This window comes from Lactobacillus sp. CA30L (assembly GCF_059900845.1).
Window position 1 is genome coordinate 162,877 of record NZ_JBWXGB010000004.1, and the last position, 24,341, is coordinate 187,217.

Here is a 24,341-nt window from a genome sequence, read left to right on the forward strand (position 1 = left end):
ATTCTCTGAAACGCCGGCTTAGTCCAAAATCATTTGAAGAATTCTTCCATTAAATTCAGCAGCTTGTAGCTGCTGACCGCGTAGCTGTCGTGCTTTTGGCGCGGCATCACCAAAAGCTGGCCGTGGGGAATAATCTGGCTGTACCAGCGAACGTGTTCCACCTTGACCCAGTCTTTTTCACCGACAACGCAGTAGGTGGGAACCGTAATTGACCGCAGACTATCAACCGACATGAAGCTCTCGGTCAATTCCACCTGACTGTCCCGGTTCATCTGCAAAAAGCGCAAGACCCCCTCGGTCAAGTAGTGGTAGGGCCTAATGCCGTTGCCGTTAACAAAGACGCCGGCCACCATCAGCTTTTTAAACACGTGCTGGTCCTGGCTGGCCAGCATCATCGCAAGCAATCCGCCTGCATCAAAGCCGAAGCAGTAGCAGCCCCTGATGTCAACCTGCCTGATGAAGGCCGCCAGATCCTTCACTTCCGTTTGGTAGTGCGTGGCGCTTTCGCCTGCGCTGAGGCCGTGGCCGCGCATGTCGAGCACGTAGACCGTGTAGTAGAGGGCCAGCGGCGCGATAATCTTGTCAAACATCCCACCATCCAGGTGGTGTCCGTGCAAAAGCAGGAGCGGTGCGCCCTTGCCTAGCTTGCTATAGTAAAGTTCATTGCCGTTAACTTTTTCCCTCATCGCTGATTCCTCTCCGTGATCTCGGCCAGCTTCTCCTTAGAAACGCCTTGCTTCTTGTGCTCTTGCCATAGATCCCGCGCAATGATCTTGAGCACGATGTAGTTGGCCTTGAAATTGTCAGGGATCATCTTGAAATTAAAGTTATGGACCATGCTGTCCTTGCGCTGCCAGTAATGATATAGCGGCCGGCTGTCACAGTAAAAGCCTGTGGTGGCAGCCAGGTACTGCACGTTAAAAATCTGGTCCTCCATGAAGGCCAGGTTTTCCATAAAGTACATGTGCTGGCGCCGGACAACAGAAATCTTGTAGCCCTTGTTCCACGTATAGCCCTTGACCGCGGTGGCAAAAGCGTGGTTGTCAAACAGCGACCCCAACGGGTTGCAGATGAGCTGGTAGCACCTAAACTTGCCCTTCATCCCACGCACCGTCTTTTTAGCAGCGGGAACAGACCCACGCTTATTCTCATAGTCGAGCCAAAAGCCGCACGCAACCATCGCAGCGTCCGGGTGCTCGTGAAAGGCCCGCACGAAGAAGTCCGTGTAGCCGGGATCGACCCAATCGTCGCCGTCATGAAAGGTAAAATACGGTGTGTCAACGTAGTCGATACCGACGTTGCGCGCATCGGACAGGCCACCGTTGGGCTTATTGATAATCCTCATATAACGGAAACGGCTGCGGTAGCTCTGCGCGATCTTTTCCGTATTATCCGTTGAACCATCATTGACAATCAATAGCTTGAAGTTCGGGTTGTCCTGCCGGGCCAGGTGGTCCAACGCACGGGCCAGGTACTTCCCAACGTTGTAGACTGGCATGATGACGGTTAGTTCAGGTTGCTGAATCATAGCACCCCTCCTTTGTTGCCTTTAATTATAACATCTAATTATTAAAAATAACGTAAACTAACCAGCCGTAACCTTTAATTTACCCTTTTATAATTTGCTTTTAGTATAATTAGGACATTAAAAAGGAGCTGATTAATTATGAAACAGCTAAAATTAATTTTAGCTATTACTATTACGTTGTTTTGCAGTGTTATGGGCATGAGCGCCTCAGCGCAATCGGCCCACGCCGATGACCTCCCCGTTATCTGCCTCGGGACGTCACTGACCCCGGCGCAGAAGGAGGGCACGCTCAAGACGCTGAGCGCCCCCCTCAATGGCGGCAGCTACCAGTCGATTACCATCGACGGCAGCGACCTGGTCAAGTACCTCAACCCCTCCGGCGCCAACTTCACTACCACTTCTGGCGTCTGGTCCAGCGCAATGATCCAAAAAACGGCAACAGGCAACGGTATCAACGTTCAGATCCTGGATTACCAGGGCCGCAACAACATCACCACGATCACCGCCAACCAGTACAAGAATGCCGCACTGACCGCCGGGATTGCCGACGCCAACATTTACGTCACTAGTGCCGTCCCGATTGACGGTTCCGGTGCCCTGGCTGGGGTTTACGCCGCTTACGGCAAGACGGGCACTAACCTGAACCAGGATCAGGTCAACGCCGCCCAGGACGAAATGGGCACCCTCAGTAAGATTACCAAGGAAAACAAGGACAAAGACGGCTACACCGACGCACAGTTAAATAACGCCGTTGCCGGCAGCAAACAAGAAATGGGCAAAATCGGCAACAATATTTCCGACAGCCAGATTCACGATATCGTCAACAACCAGATTAACATCAACCACCTGGGCGACGTCATCAACAACAACCAGAAGCAGCAGATCGTCAACGTCATGATTAAAATCCGTGACTCCGGTGCCCTGAAAAACAATAGTTTCAAGGACCAGGCCGCTGCCCTTTCCAAAAACATCGAAAAGAACGCCAAGGGCATCTTCGACAAGATCAACACGCAGGAAAACCGCAACTGGCTTGAACAAGTTTGGCAAAGCATTAGCGACTTCTTCAGCCACCTCTTCGGCGGCGTAGCCGTTATCGCTCGCTGCTAGGCTACATTTGGTCCATGAACTTGTTCAGGGTATGGTCAACGAACTCGTTTCCACGGTTGTCGGCGTGCCCCTTGGTCCATTCAAATTTAGGCTTGGTGAACTGACTCAATAGCTGATCCAGTTCCTGCCAGCACCCCAGGTTAGCAATTGCACCTGGGGTGCTTTTCTTCCAGCCGCGCTTCTTCCAGCCCCTGAGCCAGCCCTTGGTGATCGGGTTCAAGACGTACTGCGAGTCGAGCACGAATAGTAGCGGCCGCTGGTTAAAGCCTAGTTCCAGCAACTTTTTCAGCGCTTCAATCAGGGCGGTCAGCTCCATCCTGTTGTTGGTCGCCCCCATTTCACCGTTTGAATCGTAAGCCGTCTGCTTATGGCCGTGGTCCTGCCACTCAATCAGGTACGCCCAGGCCGCCTTGTCGGTCGCGCGCACGTGGCCGCCCTTGTAGTTGCCCGTATTGCGGGTGCCGCCATCAGTATAGATGGTTGCAAAATAATCCCCGTCCAAATCAGCGTCAGAAGCCGCCGCCCCGTTAGCCGCCGGAGCGGTGGTCTTTTTAACCGTGCGGCTTGCGTGCTTGATTTTAGCAATTGCCTGCTCCAGGTCATTCTCGCCCTCCTGGAAGACCTGCTTAATCTGCTTTTGGTCCCAGTTGAGGTAGTCGGTTGCGTCCGTTATTTGTGCAAACGACTTGTACTCGGCACCTGCAAACCCGTCAACCTGCTCCTTAGCCGCCGCCCAGGTGCGATAAACGCCCGGCTGCCGGCCCTTTTTTACTGCATAAAATTTCATGTGTTCCTCCATCACTAAAAGTCCTCGTCAATGTTAAAATAATAGTAGTTTTGATTACAGGGTGGGATGATGTTTTTCAATACCAAAAAATATAAAGAAGAAGCGGAAAAGAACCGCAAACATAATTTAGCAGAAGAGCCTAGCCGGTTCAACATGCTTTTTCTCGCTGCGCTTGCGACAATCGCCCCCGGTCGCCTGTTTTTGCACCTGCACAAGAGGCAAATTGAGGACACAGCCGCCGTTGAGAACAAAAAGGGCGACTTCGAGCAGGTGCCTATCATCTACTTCCACGGCTTCCGCGGCGGCGACTACACGACCAACGCCATGATTAGGAAGGCCCTGAAGGACAAGGGCGAAACGCGCTACCTCAAGGTGACGGCCGACCTCTTGGGCAACTTCAAGCTCGAGGGTACTTGGACGGGCGATGCCAGTCCGATTGTGCAAGTGGTCTTCCGGCAGCGCCTGGTGGGCGTCTATGCCATCGACTACTACCTGCGCTTTATCCTGCCCTTCTTGGCCCAGCGTTACCACTTTAAGCGCTACGCGGCGGTCGCCCACTCGCTGGCCTGTCCCTGCGTGGTCCGTACCGAGATGCGCACCGCGCACAAGAAAAATTTCCCGCGCCTGACCCGGTGCGCGTTCATTGCCGGGCCCTTCGACGGTGTTACCTACATGGGCGACATCCCCAACGTCAACGGCTTCAACCACAAGGGTCGCCCGAACGTGATCGACTTGCACTACCTTTACCTGCTGCTTCACCGCAAGCGGTTCAACCCCCATATTGCCGTTTTGAACATCTACGGCAACGTTTTGGACAACACCAACAGCGACAAGTTCATCTCCGTCATTTCCGCCAAAAGCATCCGCTACATTCTAGCACCTCTTGCCACGTCCTACCACGAAGTCGAGGTCCGCGGCAAGAAGTACGCCGAGCACAGCTGGATGCATGACAATCCCTTCGTGATTGACATCATCAACAAATTTATCGGGCTCAAAAAATAAACTAGTCAATTTCTTTAAATTCTGGAGGAACTACGTGATTCTGCTTCACGACATCATTCGTATTATCATCATTACCAACACCATCCTGGCCTTTTACATCGTCTTTCACCGGCGGCGGTCTGTTTCAACCACGTGGGCGTGGCTGATCATACTGCTGGTATTGCCCGTTCTCGGTCTTGTTCTATACGGCTTCTTCGGGCGGGGAATCTCCCAGGAAAACATTTTCGCAATCAACAAGCAGCACCACATCGGCCTGCGCAACGTGCAAAAGTCGATTACGAAGGCACCCAAGAAGATCAGTTCCGCTGACACCTCGAACAAGGCCAAGATGGTCGTCCACTTTTTTGACCACAACGGCGAAAGTCCCCTGAGCAAGAACAACCACGTCAAGCTGTACACCGACGGCGAACCCATGTTTAAGGACATGATGCGCGACGTAAAAAACGCGCGCCAAACCGTCAACGTTGAATTCTATACTTTTTACAACGACCAGATTGGCAACGAGTTCCTCGACCTGCTGATCAAAAAGGCCAAGGAGGGCGTGCACGTGCGCCTGCTCTACGACGCATGGGGATCAATGGGCGCAACCAAGACCTGGTTCGACCAGTTGAGTCAAGTGGGCGGTCAGGTGCTGCCCTTCGTCACTTCGCGCAACATGATTACCCGGTACCGGATCAACTACCACCTGCACCGCAAGATCGTGGTGGTTGACGGCAAGACGTCGTGGACCGGTGGCTTCAACGTCGGCGACCAGTACCTCAGCCGCAAGAAGAAGTTCGGCTACTGGCGCGACAGCCAGGTGCGGATCGTGGGGTCGGCCTCGCTGCTCCTGCAGGAGCGCTTCGTCATGGATTGGAATGCCTCAATCCAAAAAGAAGAGCAGGTCATCACCTTCAACACCCTGCTCTTCCCCAACTTGGACGAAAACGAGATTCGTCCCGGCGACGTTGCCACCCAGATTGTGTCGGACGGACCCGACCACTATAACGCCAACATGCGTAACGGCGTCATGCGCCTAATATCGCTGGCCAAAAAGCGCGTCTGGATCCAGACGCCCTACCTGATTCCCGATGACGCAATGTTTGCCACGCTATTGACCATCGCCATGTCCGGCGTCGACCTGCGGATCATGATCCCCTGCAAGCCTGACCACCCCTTCATTTACCGGGCAACGCAGTGGTATGCCAACGAATTGTCCCGCTACGGCGTCAAGATCTACATGTACCAAAACGGCTTCCTCCACGCCAAGACCATCGTGGTTGATGATACCTTCTCCACCGTCGGTTCCATGAACCAGGACTACCGGTCCTATGACCTGAATTTCGAGGACATCGCGGTCTTCTACGACAAGAACTTTACCGCTGAAGTGGCGCATTCCTTTGAAGCAGATATAACCAAGTCCACCCTGCTGACGCCGCAGATGATTGCCAAGCAGGGCCGCTGGCTGCGCACCCTGCAGAGTTTTTCGCGCATGCTGTCGCCGATTTTATAATTAATAAAAAAACAAAGGGCCCGCACTCAAGCGGGCTCTTTGTTTTGGCTAGACAAGCGGCATGATTAATCCGCGAAGTGATAAACCTGTTCGACCGGGTAACGGACCGTTTCGATCGTATCGGCATCGTTCTTTACGCCCTTGCCAATCGCAATCGCCATGACGGGCACGTAGAGCTTGGGGTCAAGGCCAAAGGCAGCCGGAACCTTATGGGCATCGTAGCCGGCAATCGGGTTGGTATCGTAGCCGTGGTTGCGCGCAACCAGCATGAACTGCATGGCGGCCAGAGAGCTGTCGATAATCGCATCCGTTGCCCGCATCTGTGCCGACCCGTTTTCGTACAGCGGCAAAAAGGTGCTCAAAACCTCGTCCAGCTTCTCCTTAGTGATGTTGCCCTCCTCGTAGGTCTTGGTCCACATCTTGCGGTAGGACTTGTAGGCATCGCTGTAACCGAAGACCTGCACGATGGCGGCACAAGAATCGACTTGCGGGTAGTTGAACTTCATCATGTATTCTCTTACCCTGGCCAGGCTTTTTTTCGTATCGGCAATTTCAAAGTGCCACGCCTGCAGGTTACAGGCCGACGGGGCGGTGATGGTCTCTGCGAGCATCTGCTTGAATTCCGCGCGGGAAATCTTGACCGCCGGGTCAAAGTGCCGCACGGAGTGCCGGTTCTCTACAACATCGGTAAAATCGTTGTTACGCATAACGTTCACACTTTCTTTAATTAAGATTATTTATGCCTTATTTTACTATAATTTGATAATATTTTCACATGTTTCCGCAAAAATAAGGCCCGCTTTCAAGCGGGCTTTTTATAGCAGCTTCTGAATTTCAATCTTGATGTCGTGGTGCACGTGTTCTTTGATTGCCTCAACAATCTGCGCCACACCGCGCGAAAACCGCAGGTAGTACTGCCGGTTCTTCTGCGTCGTAATGATGCAGATCACCATTTCTTTCTTGGGGTTCGGCACCTGGATTAAAGTTACCAGCGCAATTTCGGCGTAGGGCACGGTCCGGCGAAAGTAGCCGGAGACCACTGCCCGTTTGGGCGCAAAACCGGTAAAGCCGTCGATGATGCCAATCATTAAGAAGACTGCAAGAAAAATCCCCAGGCCCGGATCGCCCTTTTCAATCAGCTGCCAGGCAAAGGCAACCCAGATGAAAATCACGGTCCAGATCACTGAAGAAGCACGATACTGCCCCTTGACGTCAATGTTAGCCTGCCAGTACCAGCTATAGCACGTATAGCCCAGCAGCAGCGCATCCAAGATAAGATAAAAACCTGCCATAATATTCTCCTCACGTTTGCTTTCACTCATTATAACAGACTGGACCCTTTTAGTTGGATAAAGTAGTTACAATCCCTTACAAGAACATTATGCTGCAATTAATGGTAATCTAATTTAAACTAGGTAGTAATTATATATTAGTTAGCAGACTACTGGCCTAAGCGAATCAAACCCAAGGAGAAGCAAAAGTTGAATAAAAGTATTTCGGAAATAGATGAAAACAGGGTCAAGGTTTTTAAGGCGCTGGCTGACCCTCTGCGTTTAAAAATCATTAAGTACCTAGATAGCCATAAAGATGGTGTGACCTGCAACGAGATTAATGACTATTTAAACATCAGCAAGTCTTCTGGATCTTACCACTTCAAGATTTTGCGGGACGCAAATTTGACCTTAACAAGAAAAAATTCCAGGGAAAAATACGTATCGTTAAATTATTCAACGTTTAGCAAGTACGTAAAGAATATTCCTGAATGTTTATAATTTGTTTTAACCTCCCCATTTCCTACTTACGCCGATTAATATAGCATTCACGTTTTGGGCTTAGCAATAGCCGTAACGGTTTAGCGTGTTCATAATTTTCTTGACCCAAGGTTAATAAGAGGTTATCATTCTCCATAGTTCAAAAAAAATTGAACTATTTTTTAGGAGGATGTTTTAACAGTGAAAAAAACAGTTAGCTCGGCTTGGATATTATTTTTAACCTCACTCGGCTTCTTTATGTCCATGATGGACTCAATGATTGTAACTACTGCATCAACAGCAATTAGAAGCGATTTTCATATATCGGTAGCGTCATTGCAGTGGGCGCTAAACGCATACAATGTCACAATCGCAGCAGTGCTCCTAGTCGGAGTCGCCCTAGGAAATCGCTATGGTCACCGTAAAATATACAATCTTGGCATGTTGATTTTCGTAATTGGCTCAATATTGTCTGCACTCTCGCTGAATATTAATTTTTTGATTTTTGCACGGATAATTCAGGGAATGGGGGCCTCCGTCTTAACACCCATGTCCATGACAATTTTAACTTCAGCGCTTGACCCCAAAAAGCGCGGTACCGCATTGGGAATATACAGCGGCATTGGGGGATTAGGCTTGCTTGTGGGGCCTGCTTTAGGAGGCTTTATTGTAGCAAAATTTACCTGGCAGTGGATTTTTTGGATCAACGTTCCCGTCGGTTTAATCGGAATTTTTTACAACGTAAGAAAGTTGCCGGAGACGGTCATATCTCACGCACACATCAATTACACAGATGCTTTTCTGGTAATTATTGCTTCAACTGGCTTAATCTGGGGCTTATCAGACAAATCTTTTAGAAGTTCTTCAATAGTAATCGGCTTAATTGGCTTGTTATTTTGGGTGCTTTTTTTGGCAAGACAGCCCCGCGAAGCCAACCCGATGATTCCACTGGATTTTTTTAGGGCAAATAGTTTTACCGGAGGGAATATTTCAACGTTTTTACTATATGCTTCCATGTACGGCGTTGTCTTTTTCCTTCCTCAATACTTACAATTAGTGGGTCACGCCAATGCGCTAGTTTCCGGACTAGAACTATTGCCGTGGACGGGCACACTAATTATTATTGCGCCATTTGCTGGCAAGTGGGTTGACAAATATGGTGAACGCATAGTCGCTAGCCTAGGGTTACTCTTGCAAGGTCTCGGTTATATCTGGATTGCTGCGATTAGCAGTCCCCTTACACCATACAGCCATATTATATTGCCGTTAATTATTTCAGGAGCAGGTTTATCGATGGGCGGTCCCGCATTGCAAAAAGCGGTGTTAGGTGCAGTAAGCGCCGAGGATAACGGCAAGGCTTCTGGCATTTACAACATGTTTAGGCTATATGGTGGTGCAGTGGGAGTGGCCATTTCAGTAATAGTCTTTTATAAATTCGGCAATTTAAAAACAACGGCTGCCTTTACCTCAGGGTACAGAAGCGTTATGCTGGCAGCCGGCATACTGTCGCTCAGTGGTGTATTGACAGCCATGCTAATTCACAAAAACAATGCAAGAATTGCTGGTTAAAGAACACGTACAAATAATTTTTGCTTGAATTTTAGCTAAAAATATTGTTAAATTACTATTAAACAAATGCCGTGAAGAAGACGAGTAGGTAGCCTACCTCTGACAGTGAGCCGGCGGCAGTGGAAAGCCGGCAGACCCTGGACTAGTGAAAAACCCTTTTAGCAGCCCGCTGAAATTGCCCTTAAAGTAGGCGGTGTCGTCCCCAGTACGTTACCAGGCTGGTGAAGCATGATTGTGCTTCAGTAAGTTGGCCCCTTTATCCGGGGCAATCTAGGTGGTACCGCGGAAAAAGCCTTTCGTCCTTGTTTATTCAAGCGCAGCGAAGGGCTTTTTCTTTGGCGCAAAAATTTGGAGGTTAATCATAATGACGTTAATTTTACCGGAAAATTACCACCCCACCCTGACCATTCGCGACACCGAGGCGGCGATCGTCTTCATCCGCGAACGCTTCCAGGAAATTCTGGCCACCAAGCTCAACCTGCAGCGGATGTCCGCACCGCTTTTTGTGGAACAAGCGACCGGCCTAAACGACAACCTGAGCGGGGTCGAACGCCCCGTTGCCTTTGACGCCAAGGACATGCCGCGGGGCGACCAGATTGAGATTGTCCACTCGCTGGCCAAATGGAAGCGCATGGCATTGAAAAAATACGGCTTCGGCCTGCACGAGGGCCTCTACACCAACATGAACGCCATCCGCCGCGACGAAGAGCTCGACAACTTCCACTCGCTCTACGTCGACCAGTGGGACTGGGAAAAGGTCATCGCAAAAGAGGAGCGGACCACAAAAACGCTCATGGCCACGGTTCGACAGATCTACGCCGCCATCAAGCAGATCGAAACAGAGTGTGCCAAGCGCTACCCCGCTTCCACCTACCGCCTGCCCGACGAGGTCCACTTCGTCACCACGCAGGAACTGGAAGACCGCTGGCCTAGCCTTACGCCCGACGAGCGTGAACGCACAATTGCCCAAAAGCAAAAGGCCGTCTTCATCATGAAGATCGGCGACAGATTGCACAGAAGCGCTCAGCCGCACGACGGCCGGGCACCGGACTACGATGACTGGCAATTAAACGGCGACCTGATCTTCTGGTACGAACCGCTCAAGCAGCCCATGGAGCTCTCCTCGATGGGCATCCGCGTCAGTCCCGAGAGCCTGCACGAGCAGCTAGAAAAGGCGGACTGCCTCGAGCGCGAGCAGCTGCCATTTCACCAGCTGCTTTTAGCGGGCAAATTGCCCTATTCAATCGGCGGGGGCATCGGCCAGTCCCGCCTCTGCATGCTCCTGCTGGGCAAGGCCCACATCGGCGAGGTCCAGGCCAGCGTCTGGCCGCAGGCGATGGTTGATGAGTGCCAGGACCACCACATGCAAATCTTATAAACAAATTCACACGGACGCATATCTCCGTGTGAATTTGTTTTGTGAATTTATTTATTGGTGACAAACTTGGGTCAACGCAAAATCTTGTAGTAAACTAGCAGTAAGATAATTAGCTTTTAGAAAGGGGCCAAAATTATGATTGATTCCAAACAAATAGACGAATTAAAGGCGGATATTGACAGCGCGCGCCACGTCACCTTCCTGACCGGGGCCGGCGTTTCGACGCATTCGGGCATCCCCGACTACCGGTCCAAAAACGGCATTTACGACGGCGTCGCCGAAAGTCCCGAGACCATTTTAAGCGCGGAGACGCTTTACAACCGGCCGGACTTCTTCCACCAGTTCGTGATGGACAACATGTACTTCCCCGACGCCCAGCCTAACGCGATTCATGCCCAAATCGCAAAGATCTGCAATGACAAGGGCGAGCTCATCACGCAGAACGTCGACCACCTGGACACCAAGGCAGGCAATGAGCACGTGACCGAATTTCACGGCAGCCTCTACGACATATACTGCACCAAGTGCCACAAGCACGTTGCCTACAGCGCATACGCCCGGTCTTTTTACCACGAAGGTTGCGGCGGCATCATCCGGCCGGGCATCGTTTTATATGGCGAGGCCATTGACGGGGACAACCTGTCCCGGGCCGTGAACGCCATGCAGAACTCCGATTTGGTAATCATTTCCGGCACCAGCTTCGTCGTCTACCCGTTCGCCCAGCTGCTCTCTTACCGACAGAGCGGGGCCAAGGTCTGGGCCATCAACAAGACGGCGATTCCGGCGGCCGGCGTGACTGCCATTATCGGCGACGCCCTGGATGTTTTTCAACAATTGTAAAAACTAGCAGACTTAGCTAGCACTATTTTAATTAACCTAGAAAAGAGTTTTTAATGTCAATTATCAAAATGTATGCCCCCTTCTTCAGCGCCCACAACTGGATCAGCGTCTTGACCAGCGGCAAGGACTGGCTGATTATTCTGACCCTGATTCTGATGGAATGCCTGCTCTCCGTGGACAACGCGGTTGTGCTGGCGGCCCAGACCAAGGTGCTGCCCGACAAAAAAGAGCAGGAAAAATCGCTCTTTTACGGCCTGGTGGGTGCGTATGTTTTTCGCTTCATCGTGATTGGAATCGGCACCTACCTGATCAACTTCTGGGAGATCAAGCTGGCCGGCGGTCTGTACCTGCTCTACCTGGCCGGCAGGTTTTTCTACGATCAGCGCCACCCGCAGGCTGCCTCGGCCAAGAGGCCCCGGAGCCACAAGGACGCGCCCAAGTCCGGACACGTACTGTCGCTTTTCTGGCGCACGGTCATCTCGATTGAGGCGATGGACATCGTCTTTTCAATCGATTCCGTTCTGGCCGCACTTGCCGTTTCCAGCAACCCGGTGGTCGTCTTAATCGGGGGCATGATCGGCATCCTGTGCATGCGGGGCGTGGCCGAAGTAATCATCCGGCTGATGGACATTATCCCGGAATTGCAGCCGATGGCCTACTTCTTGATCGGCGTTATCGCGCTGAAACTGTTAGCCGCGCTGCCGCCCCTCTCCTTCGAATTGCCCAACACCGTCTTTGCACTCATCGTCTTCGGCGTCCTCTTCATCACGATTGCCTTCCACTTTTGGCGAGTTAAAAAGCACGGCCGCAAGCTATAGGTGCCGCTCGACGTACTCCTTGAGCACAACGGCCTGGTTGTGGTCCCGGTTCTTCGCACCGTATAAAAACAAAACGTCCCGGTCCCGCAGCTTTGTGCGCACGAGGGCAATTAAGTCCGGCACCGCCGGATTCTGCGCAAGCTCCTCTTGGTATTGCCGCGCAAAAGCAGCAAATTTCTGGTCATCGTGGTTGAACCACTTACGCAGAGCACTGCTTGGTCCCACGTCCTTGGCCCAGAGGTCAAGCGCGGCGCTGGCCTTGCTCTTGCCGCGCGGCCACAGGCGGTCAACCAATATGCGGTAGCCGGCGGGCTGCTCGTGGTCGTATATCCGAATCAGTTTTATTTTGGTCATCACAATCACCTCCTCTTATTTTTAGTATACTACGGGCAAGGAACATGGATTACACAACTTACTTCACCAACAGGCCGACCGCTGCAATTGCGGCCGACTTAATCGGGCGGCCCCTGATTTTTGATAATGGCGACCAAACAATGGGCGGCTACATCGTCGAGACCGAGGCCTACCTCGGCAAAAAAGACCGGGCGGCACACTCGTACGGCGGGCACCGCAGCCCCGCCAATGAGGGCCTGTACCGCACCGGCGGCACGCTCTATATCTACGCGCAGCGGCAGTACTTCTTCTTCGACGTGGCAACGCAGGCGGAAGACGAGCCGCAGGGGATCCTCATTCGGGCCATCGAACCCGTCTGGGGCCTAGAGCAGATGCAGGTCAACCGGAACGGCAAAAGCGGCGTGCTCCTGACCAGCGGCCCGGCCCGGATGATGCAGGCATTCGGCATCCACAGCCGCAAGTGGGACCTGCACCCCTTGCAGGAGTCGCCCTTTGCCATTGACCTGGACGACCGCCACCAAAAACGGGCGCGCCGGATTGCAGCCGGTCCCCGCATCGGTGTCAACCAGTCGGAGCGGGAATGGGCGACAAAGCCCCTGCGCTTTTACGTTGCCGGCAACCCCTACGTGTCCCGGATGAAGAAGCGCGCCGTCCTGCCCGATAACGGTTGGGCGTGAGGACCATGACCGGCACTGACCCACCGTCAGGGGTGCAGAAAAATTAAATATTTATAAAAATATTTTTAACAATGCGGTTGACAAGTAGATCCGAATAGCCTATTATTTTTTTAAGTTGAATAATTTCCAATGCAATAGAGGTCGCGGAAGCCACGAACCTAGCCTGAGTGAACGAACACGCAAAGGGCCAGCGTAAGGGCTGCCGCCGAAATCACAACATTATTCGTTTGGTGTTTTGGTTGGGCTGCAGGAGAACATCCTGCAGACTGTCCTAGTTAGTGACTAGGGAGCGCTATCTGTTTATCTAAAAATGAATTAGATTGTTACCTCGTTGTTTTGTCAAGCAACGGGGTTTTTATTTACGCTTTTATTGTATTGGCTTTATTTGAAAAAGATTTTTCGGAGGTTTTCAAAATGAAGTCAAGATACAGGTGGCTGGCGGCACTCACAGCGGTGCTGGCCAGTCTGGCAATATGCGTCAACGCGGGACTGGGACAAGTCAGCGCCCAGAAGGACGACGGCACGCTCAAGGTGGCCATGGAGGCCAACTACCAGCCCTACAACTGGACCCAGACCGATGACGCCAACGGCGCCGTGCCGATTGAGGGCTCGCACACCTACGCCAACGGTTACGACGTCGAAATCGCCAAGATTATTGCTAAAAGGCTGCACAAAAAGGTGGTTGTGGTCAAGACCGAGTGGGACGGCCTCCTGCCAGCCTTAACCAGTGGCAAGGCCGACCTGATCATCGCCGGCATGAGTCCAACGCCGGAGCGGGAAAAGGCCATCAACTTTTCTCAGCCTTACCGGCATGGCACCTTCGTTGTCATCACCAAGATCAACAGCAAGTACGCTAGCGCCAAGAATCTGCGCGACTTCACGGGTGCCAAGCTCACCGCGCAGCAGGGTACTTCCCACTACGAAATGATCAAGCAGCTGCCCGGTGCAAAGCGCCAAACCGCCATGCGCGACTTCGCCGCCATGCGCCAGAGCCTGATCTCCGGGACCATCAACGGCTACCTGGCCGAAGATACCGAGTCGACCTCCTTCAAGATGGTCGACCCCGACATCAAGGCCGTGCCGATCAGCAAGATGGCCGGCTTTCACGTAACCAAGGAAGAATCGGTCACCTCAATCGGGATTGCTAAGCCCAATAAGAAATTGTTAAAAGAGGTCAACAGCGCCCTGGCAACAATTCCTGAAGCCGAGCGGGGCAAGCTCATGACCAACGCCATCAAGGTGCAGCCCAAGACCGACAATAACAAGAAGGGCAAAAAGGAAAGCTGGCTCGTTTCCATGTGGAAGCAGTACGGCGGCATGCTGATGAGCGGAATCGGCATGACACTGCTTCTTGCTTCCGTCGGTACGATCGTGGGCTTCCTGATCGGCCTGGTGGTCGGTATCATCAGAACCATCCCGACGCCTGCCACCACGGGCAAAAGGTGGCTGATGAAGGTGGTCAACTGGCTACTCGCCGTCTACATTGAAGTCTTCCGGGGCACCCCAATGATGGTGCAGGCTGCGGTGATCTACTACGGCATCGCGCAGTTCTGGCACATCAACATTGACCGGACCGCCGCCGCCCTGTTCATCGTTTCGATCAACACGGGGGCATACCTGGCCGAGATTATCCGTGGTGGGATCCTGTCGACGCCGGAGGGCCAGTTCGAGGCTGCCAGTGCCCTGGGCATGACCCACAACCAGCGGATGTGGCACATTATCCTGCCGCAGGCAATCAAGAACTGCCTGCCTTCAATCACCAACGAGTTCATCGTGAACATCAAGGACACCTCGGTTTTGAGCATCATTTCCGTATCCGAGCTGTTCTTCGTCGGTACGACCGTTGCCAGTCAGACCTTCAAGTTCTTCCCAACCTACCTGACTATTTCCGCCATCTACCTGATTCTGACCTTCACAATCACGCGGATTTTCAACTTCATTGAAAAACGCCTCGAAGGCAATAAGAACTACAACCTGATGGCCAACCAGGTGCAAGTGGGAACAACGAATAAGCAAGGAGGAAACCACTAATGACTGAAGCAAACGAACCGATTTTAAGCTTGAAGAATATTCAAAAGTCCTACGGCGACCACCAGGTCCTGCGCGACATCTCGCTTGACATCAACAAGGGCGAGATTGCCACGGTCATCGGGCCGTCTGGCGGCGGCAAGTCAACCATGCTGCGCTGCATTAACCTCTTAGAAGAGCCAACCGCCGGCGAGGTGGCATTCCACGGGCAAAATGTCCTGGATCCCGGCTACAACCGCAACATCTACCGGGCCAAGGTCGGCATGGTCTTCCAGCAGTTCGACCTGTTCGAAAACAAAAACGTCCTCGCCAACTGCATGGTGGGTCAGGAGCTAGTCTTAAAGCGTTCCAAAGAAGAGGCGCGGCAGGTGGCTCTGGCTAACCTGGAAAAGGTCGGCATGGCCGAATACGTCAACGCCCGACCTAAGCAATTGTCCGGCGGCCAGCAGCAGCGGGTAGCGATTGCCCGGGCAATCTGCATGGACCCCGAGATCCTGCTCTTCGACGAACCGACCAGTGCGCTTGACCCCGAGATGGTCGGCGAGGTGCTGGGCGTCATGCAGAACCTGGCGACAACCGGCCTAACCATGGTCATCGTGACCCACGAGATGGCCTTTGCCCGCGATATTTCCGACCAGATCTTCTTCATCAGCGGCGGCGTCATCGCCGAAGAGGGCGCGCCCGACCAGATCTTCAACCACCCGCAAAATGAACTAACGGAGAAGTTCCTCAGCAACTTCCAAAACAATTAAGTACACTAACAGGTGCCCTGAGAGCAAGGGGCGCCTGTTTTTATGCACAAAAACACCCTGACGCTAAGCGTGCCAGGGTATTTGAATAGAAAGCCGTGCTAGTCGCCGCCGTACTTCTTGCGCATCTTGAGGTCGTGGCGGTATACCAGCAGCAGGATCGCCGTCCAGACCACGCACAGGACAATCAAGAACCAGACGTCCACCACGCGCTTGACGTAGACCGCGGGGCTGGCCGCAAGCGGAAAGATAAAGTACCAGAACAGGCCGGCCCACGGAAGAAGGATGATGAAGGCCATCAGCGCACGTTCATAAAACTTGGAATACAGCCGCGGCTGGCCGTAGACCTCAGCCTTGTGCCTCTGCGTGTAGACCAACAGCACCACGCACAAAAGCAGAATCAAAATTGTCGCAATATCCTTAATGCGGTTTATCAATTGCGGATTCACGTCCGCAGCCAGCGCCACGTATGAACTAAATTTCATTGCCAGCATTCCCTCAGCCTCCTTCAGCTAATAAAGCTCTTTTCACTGCAAATTATACGCCCAATTATTCGCAAGCGCTTGCTTTATGAGCGAAAATTAAGATGACCAGCTCCTTCCGGTCAGCGGGAGTTAGTACTCAGCTAAAATCTATTTTCTGTTCTTGGTATAAAAGCCAGGGGTTGTATTGAAGTCCGGATTGGTTCCATCTAGTATGTTATCAATTTTATCTTGCTCATCCGTGGTGTTAATGACATCATTTTGTGCCTGTTCTAATAGAGAGGCAGCTTCTTTTACTGCGGAAATGCTTGCTGTAGTAGACTTAACCGTATCTTTGGCAAATTGTAAAGTATATTTATAATCGTAATTACGATCAGTAGCTGCTCTCAGTTTTTCAGCAGGAATAGTTTTGGCTTGATCAATTAATTTTTGTAATTCTTCCTTGTCCGCTGCAGTGGCGGTTTTTGCTTCAATTTGTGCTTGCTTGGGCGTATTGTCTGGCTTTAGGAATGGTCCAGACAGATACTTAGTGTTGTCTGCTTTAACATAGACAAGACCATCGCCATAACGTGGATTACCAACGTAGTTTGCCGGTGAAGAGAGTGTAAATGGTTCCCAAGAATATTTCAATAAATAAAACAATTCTGCTTTATTCTCACTAGGGACCCATAGATAAGTCAATTCTTCAACGGGATACATATCCCCTGGTAAAAAGGTAGAGTGTATAAGCGCGGTAGACCTTTTAGCGCCATAATTGTCATAGGTAGCTGCTTCTTGTAAAAATGAAATATAAGTGTACTTAGTATAGACTTTTAAATTTTGCCGTGGTTTGGCTTTTACACTCTTTTTGATGATAAAAGCACTTGTTGTCCCACTAACCCGGTATACTATGAGATCTTCAGGATCGCTTGATAATGTAGTAATACGATCAGCTTTAAGGGTTTTACCATTTTTGATTGTAGTTTTATCTTTACCAATGCCAGTAGTAAAAGGACTTTTAGTAAAATTATCCTTGATTTTAACGGTTGCTTCAGCAGCTTACAGCGGCTTGCCAGCAATTTGGCTGACGTTGCCAGCTTTAATGTAGCCGCCAGCACCGATGCCATTATTTATATTAGCGCCAGTAACCGCTGCTTTTTACTTGATTAAAGATTTATTTATGCACATTATTCATAAATTTTGTAATATCGCAGTTGAATTTAGATGCTTCTTCCCACTGTGGAAAGTGACCAGAATTTTCAAACCAAATAATTCTACATGGACTTGAGATTTTTTTGGCATATTCTGAAACAAGTTTAGATGATACATGAAAATCATTGCGACCTTCACAAAATAGTATGGGCACATCATAATTTAGCTGGTTTTCAAAGTTAATGTTCATTACGTCTTTCAAAAAGAACTGAATTGACTGTTTAGAGCCCTGTAAACGATGAATCAAATCTTTAAGTGAATAATCTTTTGAAAAGATAAATGGTAGTATTAACTTTCGATAATTCTTAGCACCATATATTGATCCCCCATGAGATACAATTTCTTTTGTCAAAGTCAAACTAACAGCCACTGAATCTTTATCAAAATCTAAACGACTGATTTTGGGATTTGCTTTATTTTGTTTTGTCAAAAAAGCTTTCTGTGCTTCGATAGTTTTCTTCATGTTGACAACTTGACCAATTCCAACGTATTGCGACACGAGTTCTGGATGAACCTGAATGAACAAAAGACCAAGAATCGAGCCCCAAGAATGTCCCATGATAACCAATTGCTTTTGGTCTAAGCGTTCCAACAAGTAAAGCACAAATTTATAAATATCATCTAAAATAACTTGCACAGTCAGGTTTTCTGTTTCTGAAAATCGATAGTATGAAAGGCCACTGCCTCTTTGTTCAAGATTAACAAAAGTAAACGCTTCTTCTAATTCAGCATTATATTTTTTAGTTAAAGGAATACAAGAATCTCCGGGGCCACCATGTAAATATAATATAATTGGTTTATTTTTTTGATTTTTACTAATCGAAAAATAAAGCTTAGTATTGTTAATTTGAACGTTTTCAATAATTGATGTACTCACTTAATCTACCTATCATTCCCCAAAAATTAATTCTTATTACTTCTTAAACAACCTATTCCGGATGTTCTTCGTGCCACTTCTTGATCTGTTCCAGCCGCATCTTGAAGCGGTCCTCGTGCCCCTGGGTCGTCGGCAGGTAGTATTCGTGGCCCTCAAGGCTAGGCGGCATGGTCTTCATCGTCGTCAATTTGTCCTTCGCATAATGCGCGAGCTGGTAGTCCTTGCCGTAGCCCAAATCCTTCATCAGCTTGGTCGGGGCGTTGCGAATCTGTAGCGGAACCGGTTCGTCAATCGTCTCCTTCACGTCCTTGGCGGCCGCCAGGCGCGCCTTGTAGATGGCATTGGACTTAGGCGCAAGGGCCAGGTAGGTCACGGCCTCAACTAGGTGGACGTCGCACTCGGGCATCCCCAGAAACTGGCAGGCCTGAAAAACGTTGATTGTCAGATTCAAGGCGTTGGTATCGGCCAGGCCCACGTCCTCGCTGGCAAACCGAACCAGGCGGCGGGCGATGTAGAGCGGATCTTCCCCGCCTTCGAGCATCCGCGACAGCCAGTAGATTGCGGCGTTGACGTCGCTGTTGCGCATCGACTTGTGGAGCGCCGAGATGATGTTGTAGTGCTCCTCGCCGTTTTTGTCATACAAAACGGACTTCTGCGTAATCAACTGGCTCAAACTAGCCATCGTCACGGTAATCTGGTCGCCTTTCTTGTCCCCGTTCAACACCGCCATCTCCAACGTGTTGAGGGCGGTGCGGGCGTCACCGTTGGCAAACTTGGCAATCGCCTTAACTTCCTGGTCGCTGATTGCAACGTGCAGCTTGCCAAACCCCTGGGGATTTTCGAGCGCGTTTTGGAGCAGCTGGACGATATCTTGAACCTCGAGCGGCTTCAGCACGAAGACCTTGCAGCGCGAAAGCAGGGCCGAGTTGACCTCAAACGACGGGTTTTCCGTGGTTGCGCCGATCAGGGTGATCGTGCCGCGTTCAACGTAAGGCAAAAAAGCGTCCTGCTGGGCCTTATTGAAGCGGTGAATCTCATCGATAAAGACCAGCGTCTTCTGCCCCAGGTCGTGCGCCGCTTCCGCCTCCTTCATCACCTTGCGAATCTTGGTGATGCTGCTGTCAACGGCGCTGAAGCGGTAAAAGGTGGACTGCGACTGATGCGCAATAATCTCCGCCAGTGTGGTCTTGCCCACGCCCGGCGGACCCCAGAAGATCATCGAGGTCACCTGGTCGTGGTCGATTAGGTCCCGCAAAATCTTCCCCTTGCCCAGCAGCTGCTTTTGGCCAACAAATTCAGCTAAACTGCGCGGCCGCACGCGGCTGGCCAGCGGCGTGTTCTCGCCGTTGCCCGCAAACAATGATTCCTGTTTCATCATGACATCTTCTTTGCTAGTCCATAAACTTGTCTTTTTCTTTATTATACAGGCACGGAAGAATAAAGCATATCAAAAATGTCATATAATGGAAAATACTTAAGTACTCCCAATCCATTCTTTTCCATTGCCACATGCAGGACATTGTCCCCATATCTTGGCCATGGTGAATGCTTTTTATATGATGATATATTTTCATAATCACGTCAGATTGTGTAGTTTGTTTGTATAAATACTATAATTGCTTTTTTGTTCTTATTGATAAAACTGTCATATTTGCCATAAATAAGCTGGATATGACAAATATAAAAGATAACAGAATTTATTTTCTATCCACTTTCACCCATACCACCGCTAATGGCCAAGAAAAAAGTCGCCGAGCTTAAAAAAATTCCAGCCCGTCCAAGAAAAACAGAAAAAAGCCACCATAAATTATGGTGGTCAAAACCGTTTTGATTACTCGATTATTTAAACTTTCAAATGCTACATAGTAATAAAACTTATGTATTATATTAGATAAACAAAGTAATCGTATTTGTTACCAAGTGAGCCCATGTGGGAAACATACCAACACTACAACATGCTGAATAAATAATATGCTCTGTAGTTCCTGTATAATGATCAATTACTTCTATAAAACCACTTTTGCATTCGCTAGATCTTGTGGTGTAAACACTACATTTTCTGATGGATCATATTCGGTATCTTGCTGAGAAACTTGTTCAATGTCATCACTATCATTAGTTGCGGCAAACACTGAATTAGCAGGAATAGCTAAAGTTTAGCCGAGAACTAATAGACTTCCACCTAATGCTGTATATTTTAAAAATTTATTTTTCTTCATAATGTATGCTTCTAAAATCAATTATTTTCTTTTACTTTTTAATAACTCTAAAACAATTATTATTACTTGTTGAATAAGCCAAAGTAATACCGAATAAATAGATATAACACCCAGTAAAATATTTTTCCCATCTAAGTAATATAAAACTATAAAGACGAAGAACATCGTTAAATAAATACGTTCCGAATAAATTACAACTTTGTGATCAACTAAGTAATCTGTTTCAGAAGAAGTTGTTTTTTGATTTTTACTTGTGGGCCATAATGCTACTGCTAATGTTAATAGTCCTATTATTATTTCTTTTGGACTACGCCAAGGAGAGAAATCTTTTATCGCAATTATTAATAATATAATACCTATTGAAATAGGAAAAATTTTACTAAGTTTTATTTTCATAATCTACATCTACACCTATAGAATTAACGGTAAGAATTGGTAGTCGACCCACTAGATCCTGCCATTTTTATTCCCCACTCCATATTATCAATTAATACTAATCGTTTATAGACTTAGTATACCATAGCTTGATCAGATGCAGAAATTGCTCGATCAATCGCAGCAATTACAACTAATGGGCGAAAAAAGTCGCAGAGCCTAAAAAGGTTTCAGCTCGTCCTGCAAAAAAAGAAAAAGAACACCAAAAATCATGGTGGTCAAAACTATTTTGATATAATTTTATTTATTATATTTATAATAAAAATAATCAGTTACTTTATAAGAATAGAAGATTGTAATAGCAAGTATGATAGTACCAACTACAAATATTAGCAGATTAGAAGTACTATTCCAAAATGGCCAGGATAATCCTCCAATAGCATTAATTATTATACAATATAGTACGCATAGCGCCATGACAGAAATGCACTCATACCCCTTTAGCTTTTTTGGCTTTTCTTGATATCGTTTTCTGTTATTAGCGAAATACTTTTTAATTGTTTCCATACCAGTCATCTTCTCTTCCTAACAATTATGGCGTACGCTTTATTGATATCCCCAACTAACTAAATTACCTTTATTACTGAATTTAACGTAAATACCCCTTGAAGTATTTACACTGGAAGCAAGATTAGTAATAACCGTAGATACGGCACCAATTACTGCAGGACCAGCGCCGACAGCGGCTAACCCTGCGCCTACGGCGACCGCAGCAGCACCTGAACCACCCCAGACAATTCCCTTAACTATTGCACTATTCATATAAACTGTAAAACCATGCTTCTGTTTTGTAATGTACGTACCACCAGCACGCGTCAGGTCCTGCATTAAAGCAGCATTATATTCTTTTTCGCCTAAAATTGCTTTAACATCATAGCCCTGAGCTTCAAGATTGTCGAAAATTTCTTTATTAGTAAAAGTTTTGACTACTTTACTATCATCACTTTTCGGTGTAGCCGTGACAGTATCTGCATGTACTACCTGAGTCGTAAGAACACCACTGCCTAGAGCTGCTGCAACCGGACTTAATGCTAAAGTGGTTAATCCAGTAATATTGTTTTCTTTAATTTCATGATTATTACTCCTTTTAAAATTTAATTATTTTTGCCTAAACTTTATAAGCAATCCATCTAAACTTATTTCATATCTATCAACATCATTATTTTTCACAATACGATCTCCTTCACTGAAAAATAATAATAATTGGTGTACCACGTAGCCAATCGTTCATAATATTGCCTCCTAATTTAGATGTATATGCCTATTCGTTTATGCCTTTAGTATATAATTAAAGAGAAAAATAAAATTAAAGATTGGCGTATTCGACAATTTTTAGTCAAATAGGCCCCCTTTTTGCATAAAATCTTGTAATTGCTCGCTATACTCCCTCATTCCAATCAAGTTAAAAAAATCAATTATGGTTTGGCAGTCTTCTAAATTATTCTTTTGTTGCTGATAGTGACTAGCGATTAAGCTTTCAAAAAAGACCAACGTACCTCGATAAAATGCTAAATCGGGATTTATATTAATTTGCTGAGCAGCTTCAATAAAAAATGTTGTTTCATCATATCTATTTGCTGTAATACAAAATATTAACAAATTACTAATAATACTTAAAATCGCCTTTTGAACAATTACATCACTATCATCTTTAAAATGACGAATTAATCTTTTCGAAAGCATTAAATTACTGTCGAGATCATAAAAACTCATAAAATTGCAGTACAGATATAAATCATTTCGATCAAAGTCCGAAATATTAAATAAGCGATTTTTAATTTGGACTTTAGTTTGCTCATCTAAACCTCTAAAATCATTATCTAACAGCGCTATATAACCTGTAATAAAAGCAAGCTGCTCATCTTTATCAGGCAGATTGCTAGCTATTACCATTCGACGAATCTGTTCTAATTTTGACTTTGACTGTTGATAATATGCGTCTACTATTTGATTAATTATCTCCTTTTCAAATTCATAATTATTTTTATCGTTTTGATCCAGCCTCTTAAAAAAATCTATTGCTAATATTTTATTGTAATGAAGTAACGCAAGTAAATCTTCTACAGTTATCCGATGGATATTTTTCTCAACTTTGGCATAAAAGGAAGGACTTATTATATTTCCTACCCACTGCTTCTGTGTTTTCATTTGTTCTACCCGATACTTTTTCAGCAATTCACCAATAGTCATTTTTATTACCTCTTTATGATTGCTATCTCAAATATATTTTACTCCGCTTTAATCCACCATACCAATCGAGCTTAACATAATCCTTAAAACAAACCAATCTTAAAGTGACTGTAGAAGACGTCAAGACTTTTTCAGTTGCTAATGGTATCACGGGGCAATATAATATATAAACTCAATTGATATTATTCTTATAAGCTATAAAAACTTAAAACAGAACTATCAGCTTGCTTGTCAAGGGAGAATCAAATCATGGAATCAAAGAAGAAACTAATGAGCCTAATCAAAAAATTTGCTTATAGGTATCCTATCACCCTTATTATCACTTTCCTTGACATTTTTGTGGAAATCATCCCCAATCTTATCGGTATGATTTTAAGGCGCAACCACCTGGGCACCATCATATATACGGTCTGGGGCGTATCGAGTTTCTTGGTATGCATACTGGCAGATAATTATGCCAGCGGGGCCGATACAGCTGCGATGCGAACAAAGAGGCAGGTCAAGGGCCTCTTTATCATCTTTATTTTCATAATTATCATCCATACAGCAATTGACTGGTTCTTCTAAGGGAGCATGAAGTTAGCGCCACATGCCATGCCACGGGGCCAAGTCAGGGCGACCGCACCGCAACATCCATCGATGAAATTCTGCTTGGCCCGGCGGCCTCGCAAGATCTTAGCCTACCACACACCTGATGAATTATATGAGAGAAGATTGGATCGCATCTATCGAATCAAGTAGGGTGTTCAACTTAAAATTGCAATTTTCGATTATTTTTAAGTTGTTCAAAAGCAAAAATAGCACTGGAATCAATTTTCTCAGTGCTATTTTCATGTAATTATTACTGCTGTTTTTTATCACGTCAAG

At 47.8% G+C, this 24,341-nt stretch carries 26 protein-coding genes, 1 riboswitch and 1 other annotated feature; of the genes, 13 read left to right on the forward strand and 13 right to left on the reverse strand.

Annotated elements, in window-relative coordinates:
* Positions 1 to 29: 29 nt before the first annotated feature.
* Together AC2JF8_RS06170 and AC2JF8_RS06175 are read right to left on the reverse strand one after the other, a co-directional pair.
* Complete coding sequence (locus tag AC2JF8_RS06170) at positions 30 to 686, reverse strand: alpha/beta fold hydrolase (protein WP_500762081.1); 657 nt, start codon at positions 684 to 686, stop codon at positions 30 to 32.
* Positions 683 to 1,528 (reverse strand): glycosyltransferase family A protein, encoded by an 846-nt coding sequence (locus tag AC2JF8_RS06175; protein ID WP_500762083.1) that lies wholly within the window; start codon positions 1,526 to 1,528, stop codon positions 683 to 685. Before AC2JF8_RS06175 ends, AC2JF8_RS06170 begins: the two co-directional genes overlap by 4 nt.
* Before the next feature lie 192 nt (positions 1,529 to 1,720).
* Between AC2JF8_RS06175 and AC2JF8_RS06180 the strand changes: the two genes are divergently transcribed.
* Complete coding sequence (locus AC2JF8_RS06180; RefSeq protein WP_500762238.1) at positions 1,721 to 2,635, forward strand: DUF1002 domain-containing protein; 915 nt, start codon at positions 1,721 to 1,723, stop codon at positions 2,633 to 2,635.
* A 1-nt stretch (position 2,636) separates the two neighbouring features.
* Here AC2JF8_RS06180 and AC2JF8_RS06185 read toward each other — a convergent pair whose 3' ends face one another.
* Positions 2,637 to 3,422, reverse strand: a complete 786-nt coding sequence (locus AC2JF8_RS06185; RefSeq protein WP_500762085.1) for a ribonuclease H family protein — start codon at positions 3,420 to 3,422, stop codon at positions 2,637 to 2,639.
* A 69-nt stretch (positions 3,423 to 3,491) separates the two neighbouring features.
* Here AC2JF8_RS06185 and AC2JF8_RS06190 point away from each other — a divergent pair, with 69 nt between their 5' ends.
* Both AC2JF8_RS06190 and cls read left to right on the forward strand, forming a co-directional pair.
* A complete protein-coding gene (locus AC2JF8_RS06190; RefSeq protein WP_500762240.1) occupies positions 3,492 to 4,424 on the forward strand; it encodes an alpha/beta hydrolase in 933 nt (310 codons plus the stop codon).
* Between the two features lie 34 nt (positions 4,425 to 4,458).
* On the forward strand, positions 4,459 to 5,916 hold the full coding sequence (gene cls / locus AC2JF8_RS06195; protein ID WP_500762087.1) for a cardiolipin synthase: 1,458 nt from the start codon (positions 4,459 to 4,461) through the stop codon (positions 5,914 to 5,916).
* A 65-nt stretch (positions 5,917 to 5,981) separates the two neighbouring features.
* Here the strand turns inward: cls and AC2JF8_RS06200 are convergent, their stop codons facing one another.
* A complete protein-coding gene (locus tag AC2JF8_RS06200; protein ID WP_500762088.1) occupies positions 5,982 to 6,623 on the reverse strand; it encodes a nitroreductase family protein in 642 nt (213 codons plus the stop codon).
* A gap of 108 nt (positions 6,624 to 6,731) precedes the next feature.
* A complete protein-coding gene (locus AC2JF8_RS06205) occupies positions 6,732 to 7,208 on the reverse strand; it encodes a hypothetical protein (protein ID WP_500762090.1) in 477 nt (158 codons plus the stop codon).
* Positions 7,209 to 7,397: 189 nt separating this feature from the next.
* Between AC2JF8_RS06205 and AC2JF8_RS06210 the strand changes: the two genes are divergently transcribed.
* The 5 genes from AC2JF8_RS06210 (at position 7,398) to AC2JF8_RS06230 (ending at position 12,272) form a co-directional block, all read left to right on the forward strand.
* Entirely contained in the window at positions 7,398 to 7,688 is a 291-nt protein-coding gene (locus AC2JF8_RS06210; protein WP_500762092.1) for an ArsR/SmtB family transcription factor, read from the forward strand.
* Positions 7,689 to 7,868: 180 nt separating this feature from the next.
* Complete coding sequence (locus tag AC2JF8_RS06215) at positions 7,869 to 9,236, forward strand: MFS transporter (protein WP_500762094.1); 1,368 nt, start codon at positions 7,869 to 7,871, stop codon at positions 9,234 to 9,236.
* A gap of 62 nt (positions 9,237 to 9,298) precedes the next feature.
* Positions 9,299 to 9,543 (forward strand) — a binding site (T-box leader).
* 57 nt (positions 9,544 to 9,600) lie between these two features.
* Positions 9,601 to 10,614, forward strand: a complete 1,014-nt coding sequence (gene asnA, locus AC2JF8_RS06220; protein WP_500762096.1) for an aspartate--ammonia ligase — start codon at positions 9,601 to 9,603, stop codon at positions 10,612 to 10,614.
* Between the two features lie 135 nt (positions 10,615 to 10,749).
* A complete protein-coding gene (locus AC2JF8_RS06225) occupies positions 10,750 to 11,454 on the forward strand; it encodes an NAD-dependent protein deacylase (protein WP_500762098.1) in 705 nt (234 codons plus the stop codon).
* Between the two features lie 53 nt (positions 11,455 to 11,507).
* Positions 11,508 to 12,272, forward strand: a complete 765-nt coding sequence (locus AC2JF8_RS06230) for a DUF475 domain-containing protein (protein ID WP_500762099.1) — start codon at positions 11,508 to 11,510, stop codon at positions 12,270 to 12,272.
* Here the strand turns inward: AC2JF8_RS06230 and AC2JF8_RS06235 are convergent.
* Positions 12,267 to 12,626 (reverse strand): DUF488 domain-containing protein, encoded by a 360-nt coding sequence (locus AC2JF8_RS06235; protein WP_500762101.1) that lies wholly within the window; start codon positions 12,624 to 12,626, stop codon positions 12,267 to 12,269. The two genes, AC2JF8_RS06230 and AC2JF8_RS06235, sit on opposite strands and share 6 nt — an antisense overlap.
* 44 nt (positions 12,627 to 12,670) lie before the next feature.
* Between AC2JF8_RS06235 and AC2JF8_RS06240 the strand changes: the two genes are divergently transcribed.
* The 3 genes from AC2JF8_RS06240 to AC2JF8_RS06250 all read left to right on the forward strand — a co-directional run bounded on the left by AC2JF8_RS06240 (position 12,671) and on the right by AC2JF8_RS06250 (position 16,083).
* Entirely contained in the window at positions 12,671 to 13,303 is a 633-nt protein-coding gene (locus tag AC2JF8_RS06240; RefSeq protein WP_500762103.1) for a DNA-3-methyladenine glycosylase, read from the forward strand.
* 127 nt (positions 13,304 to 13,430) lie between these two features.
* Positions 13,431 to 13,606, forward strand: a riboswitch (Lysine riboswitch).
* A gap of 111 nt (positions 13,607 to 13,717) precedes the next feature.
* Positions 13,718 to 15,334, forward strand: coding sequence for an ABC transporter substrate-binding protein/permease (locus AC2JF8_RS06245; RefSeq protein ID WP_500762105.1), 1,617 nt, complete (start codon positions 13,718 to 13,720; stop codon positions 15,332 to 15,334).
* Complete coding sequence (locus tag AC2JF8_RS06250; protein WP_500762107.1) at positions 15,334 to 16,083, forward strand: amino acid ABC transporter ATP-binding protein; 750 nt, start codon at positions 15,334 to 15,336, stop codon at positions 16,081 to 16,083. Before AC2JF8_RS06245 ends, AC2JF8_RS06250 begins: the two co-directional genes overlap by 1 nt.
* A 98-nt stretch (positions 16,084 to 16,181) precedes the next feature.
* Here the strand turns inward: AC2JF8_RS06250 and AC2JF8_RS06255 are convergent, their stop codons facing one another.
* Entirely contained in the window at positions 16,182 to 16,574 is a 393-nt protein-coding gene (locus tag AC2JF8_RS06255; RefSeq protein ID WP_500762109.1) for a hypothetical protein, read from the reverse strand.
* Between the two features lie 138 nt (positions 16,575 to 16,712).
* Positions 16,713 to 17,261: a hypothetical protein gene (locus AC2JF8_RS06260; RefSeq protein ID WP_500762111.1), complete on the reverse strand. Its 549-nt coding sequence runs from the start codon at positions 17,259 to 17,261 to the stop codon at positions 16,713 to 16,715.
* Between the two features lie 151 nt (positions 17,262 to 17,412).
* Here AC2JF8_RS06260 and AC2JF8_RS06265 point away from each other — a divergent pair, with 151 nt between their 5' ends.
* The gene (locus tag AC2JF8_RS06265; RefSeq protein ID WP_500762112.1) at positions 17,413 to 17,649 is read left to right on the forward strand and encodes a hypothetical protein; all 237 of its coding nucleotides are present in this window, start codon (positions 17,413 to 17,415) and stop codon (positions 17,647 to 17,649) included.
* Positions 17,650 to 17,715: 66 nt separating this feature from the next.
* Here the strand turns inward: AC2JF8_RS06265 and AC2JF8_RS06270 are convergent, their stop codons facing one another.
* The 5 genes from AC2JF8_RS06270 to AC2JF8_RS06290 form a co-directional block, all read right to left on the reverse strand.
* The gene (locus AC2JF8_RS06270) at positions 17,716 to 18,630 is read right to left on the reverse strand and encodes an alpha/beta fold hydrolase (protein WP_500762114.1); all 915 of its coding nucleotides are present in this window, start codon (positions 18,628 to 18,630) and stop codon (positions 17,716 to 17,718) included.
* A gap of 52 nt (positions 18,631 to 18,682) precedes the next feature.
* A complete protein-coding gene (locus tag AC2JF8_RS06275; protein WP_500762242.1) occupies positions 18,683 to 20,005 on the reverse strand; it encodes a replication-associated recombination protein A in 1,323 nt (440 codons plus the stop codon).
* Between the two features lie 865 nt (positions 20,006 to 20,870).
* A complete protein-coding gene (locus AC2JF8_RS06280; RefSeq protein ID WP_500762116.1) occupies positions 20,871 to 21,245 on the reverse strand; it encodes a hypothetical protein in 375 nt (124 codons plus the stop codon).
* A gap of 585 nt (positions 21,246 to 21,830) precedes the next feature.
* Positions 21,831 to 22,112, reverse strand: a complete 282-nt coding sequence (locus AC2JF8_RS06285) for a hypothetical protein (RefSeq protein WP_500762118.1) — start codon at positions 22,110 to 22,112, stop codon at positions 21,831 to 21,833.
* 504 nt (positions 22,113 to 22,616) lie between these two features.
* On the reverse strand, positions 22,617 to 23,474 hold the full coding sequence (locus AC2JF8_RS06290) for an Rgg family transcriptional regulator (RefSeq protein ID WP_500762120.1): 858 nt from the start codon (positions 23,472 to 23,474) through the stop codon (positions 22,617 to 22,619).
* A 249-nt stretch (positions 23,475 to 23,723) separates the two neighbouring features.
* On the opposite strand from AC2JF8_RS06290, the gene AC2JF8_RS06295 reads away from it, so the two are divergent.
* A complete protein-coding gene (locus AC2JF8_RS06295; protein WP_500762122.1) occupies positions 23,724 to 24,041 on the forward strand; it encodes a hypothetical protein in 318 nt (105 codons plus the stop codon).
* Positions 24,042 to 24,341 lie beyond the last annotated feature (300 nt).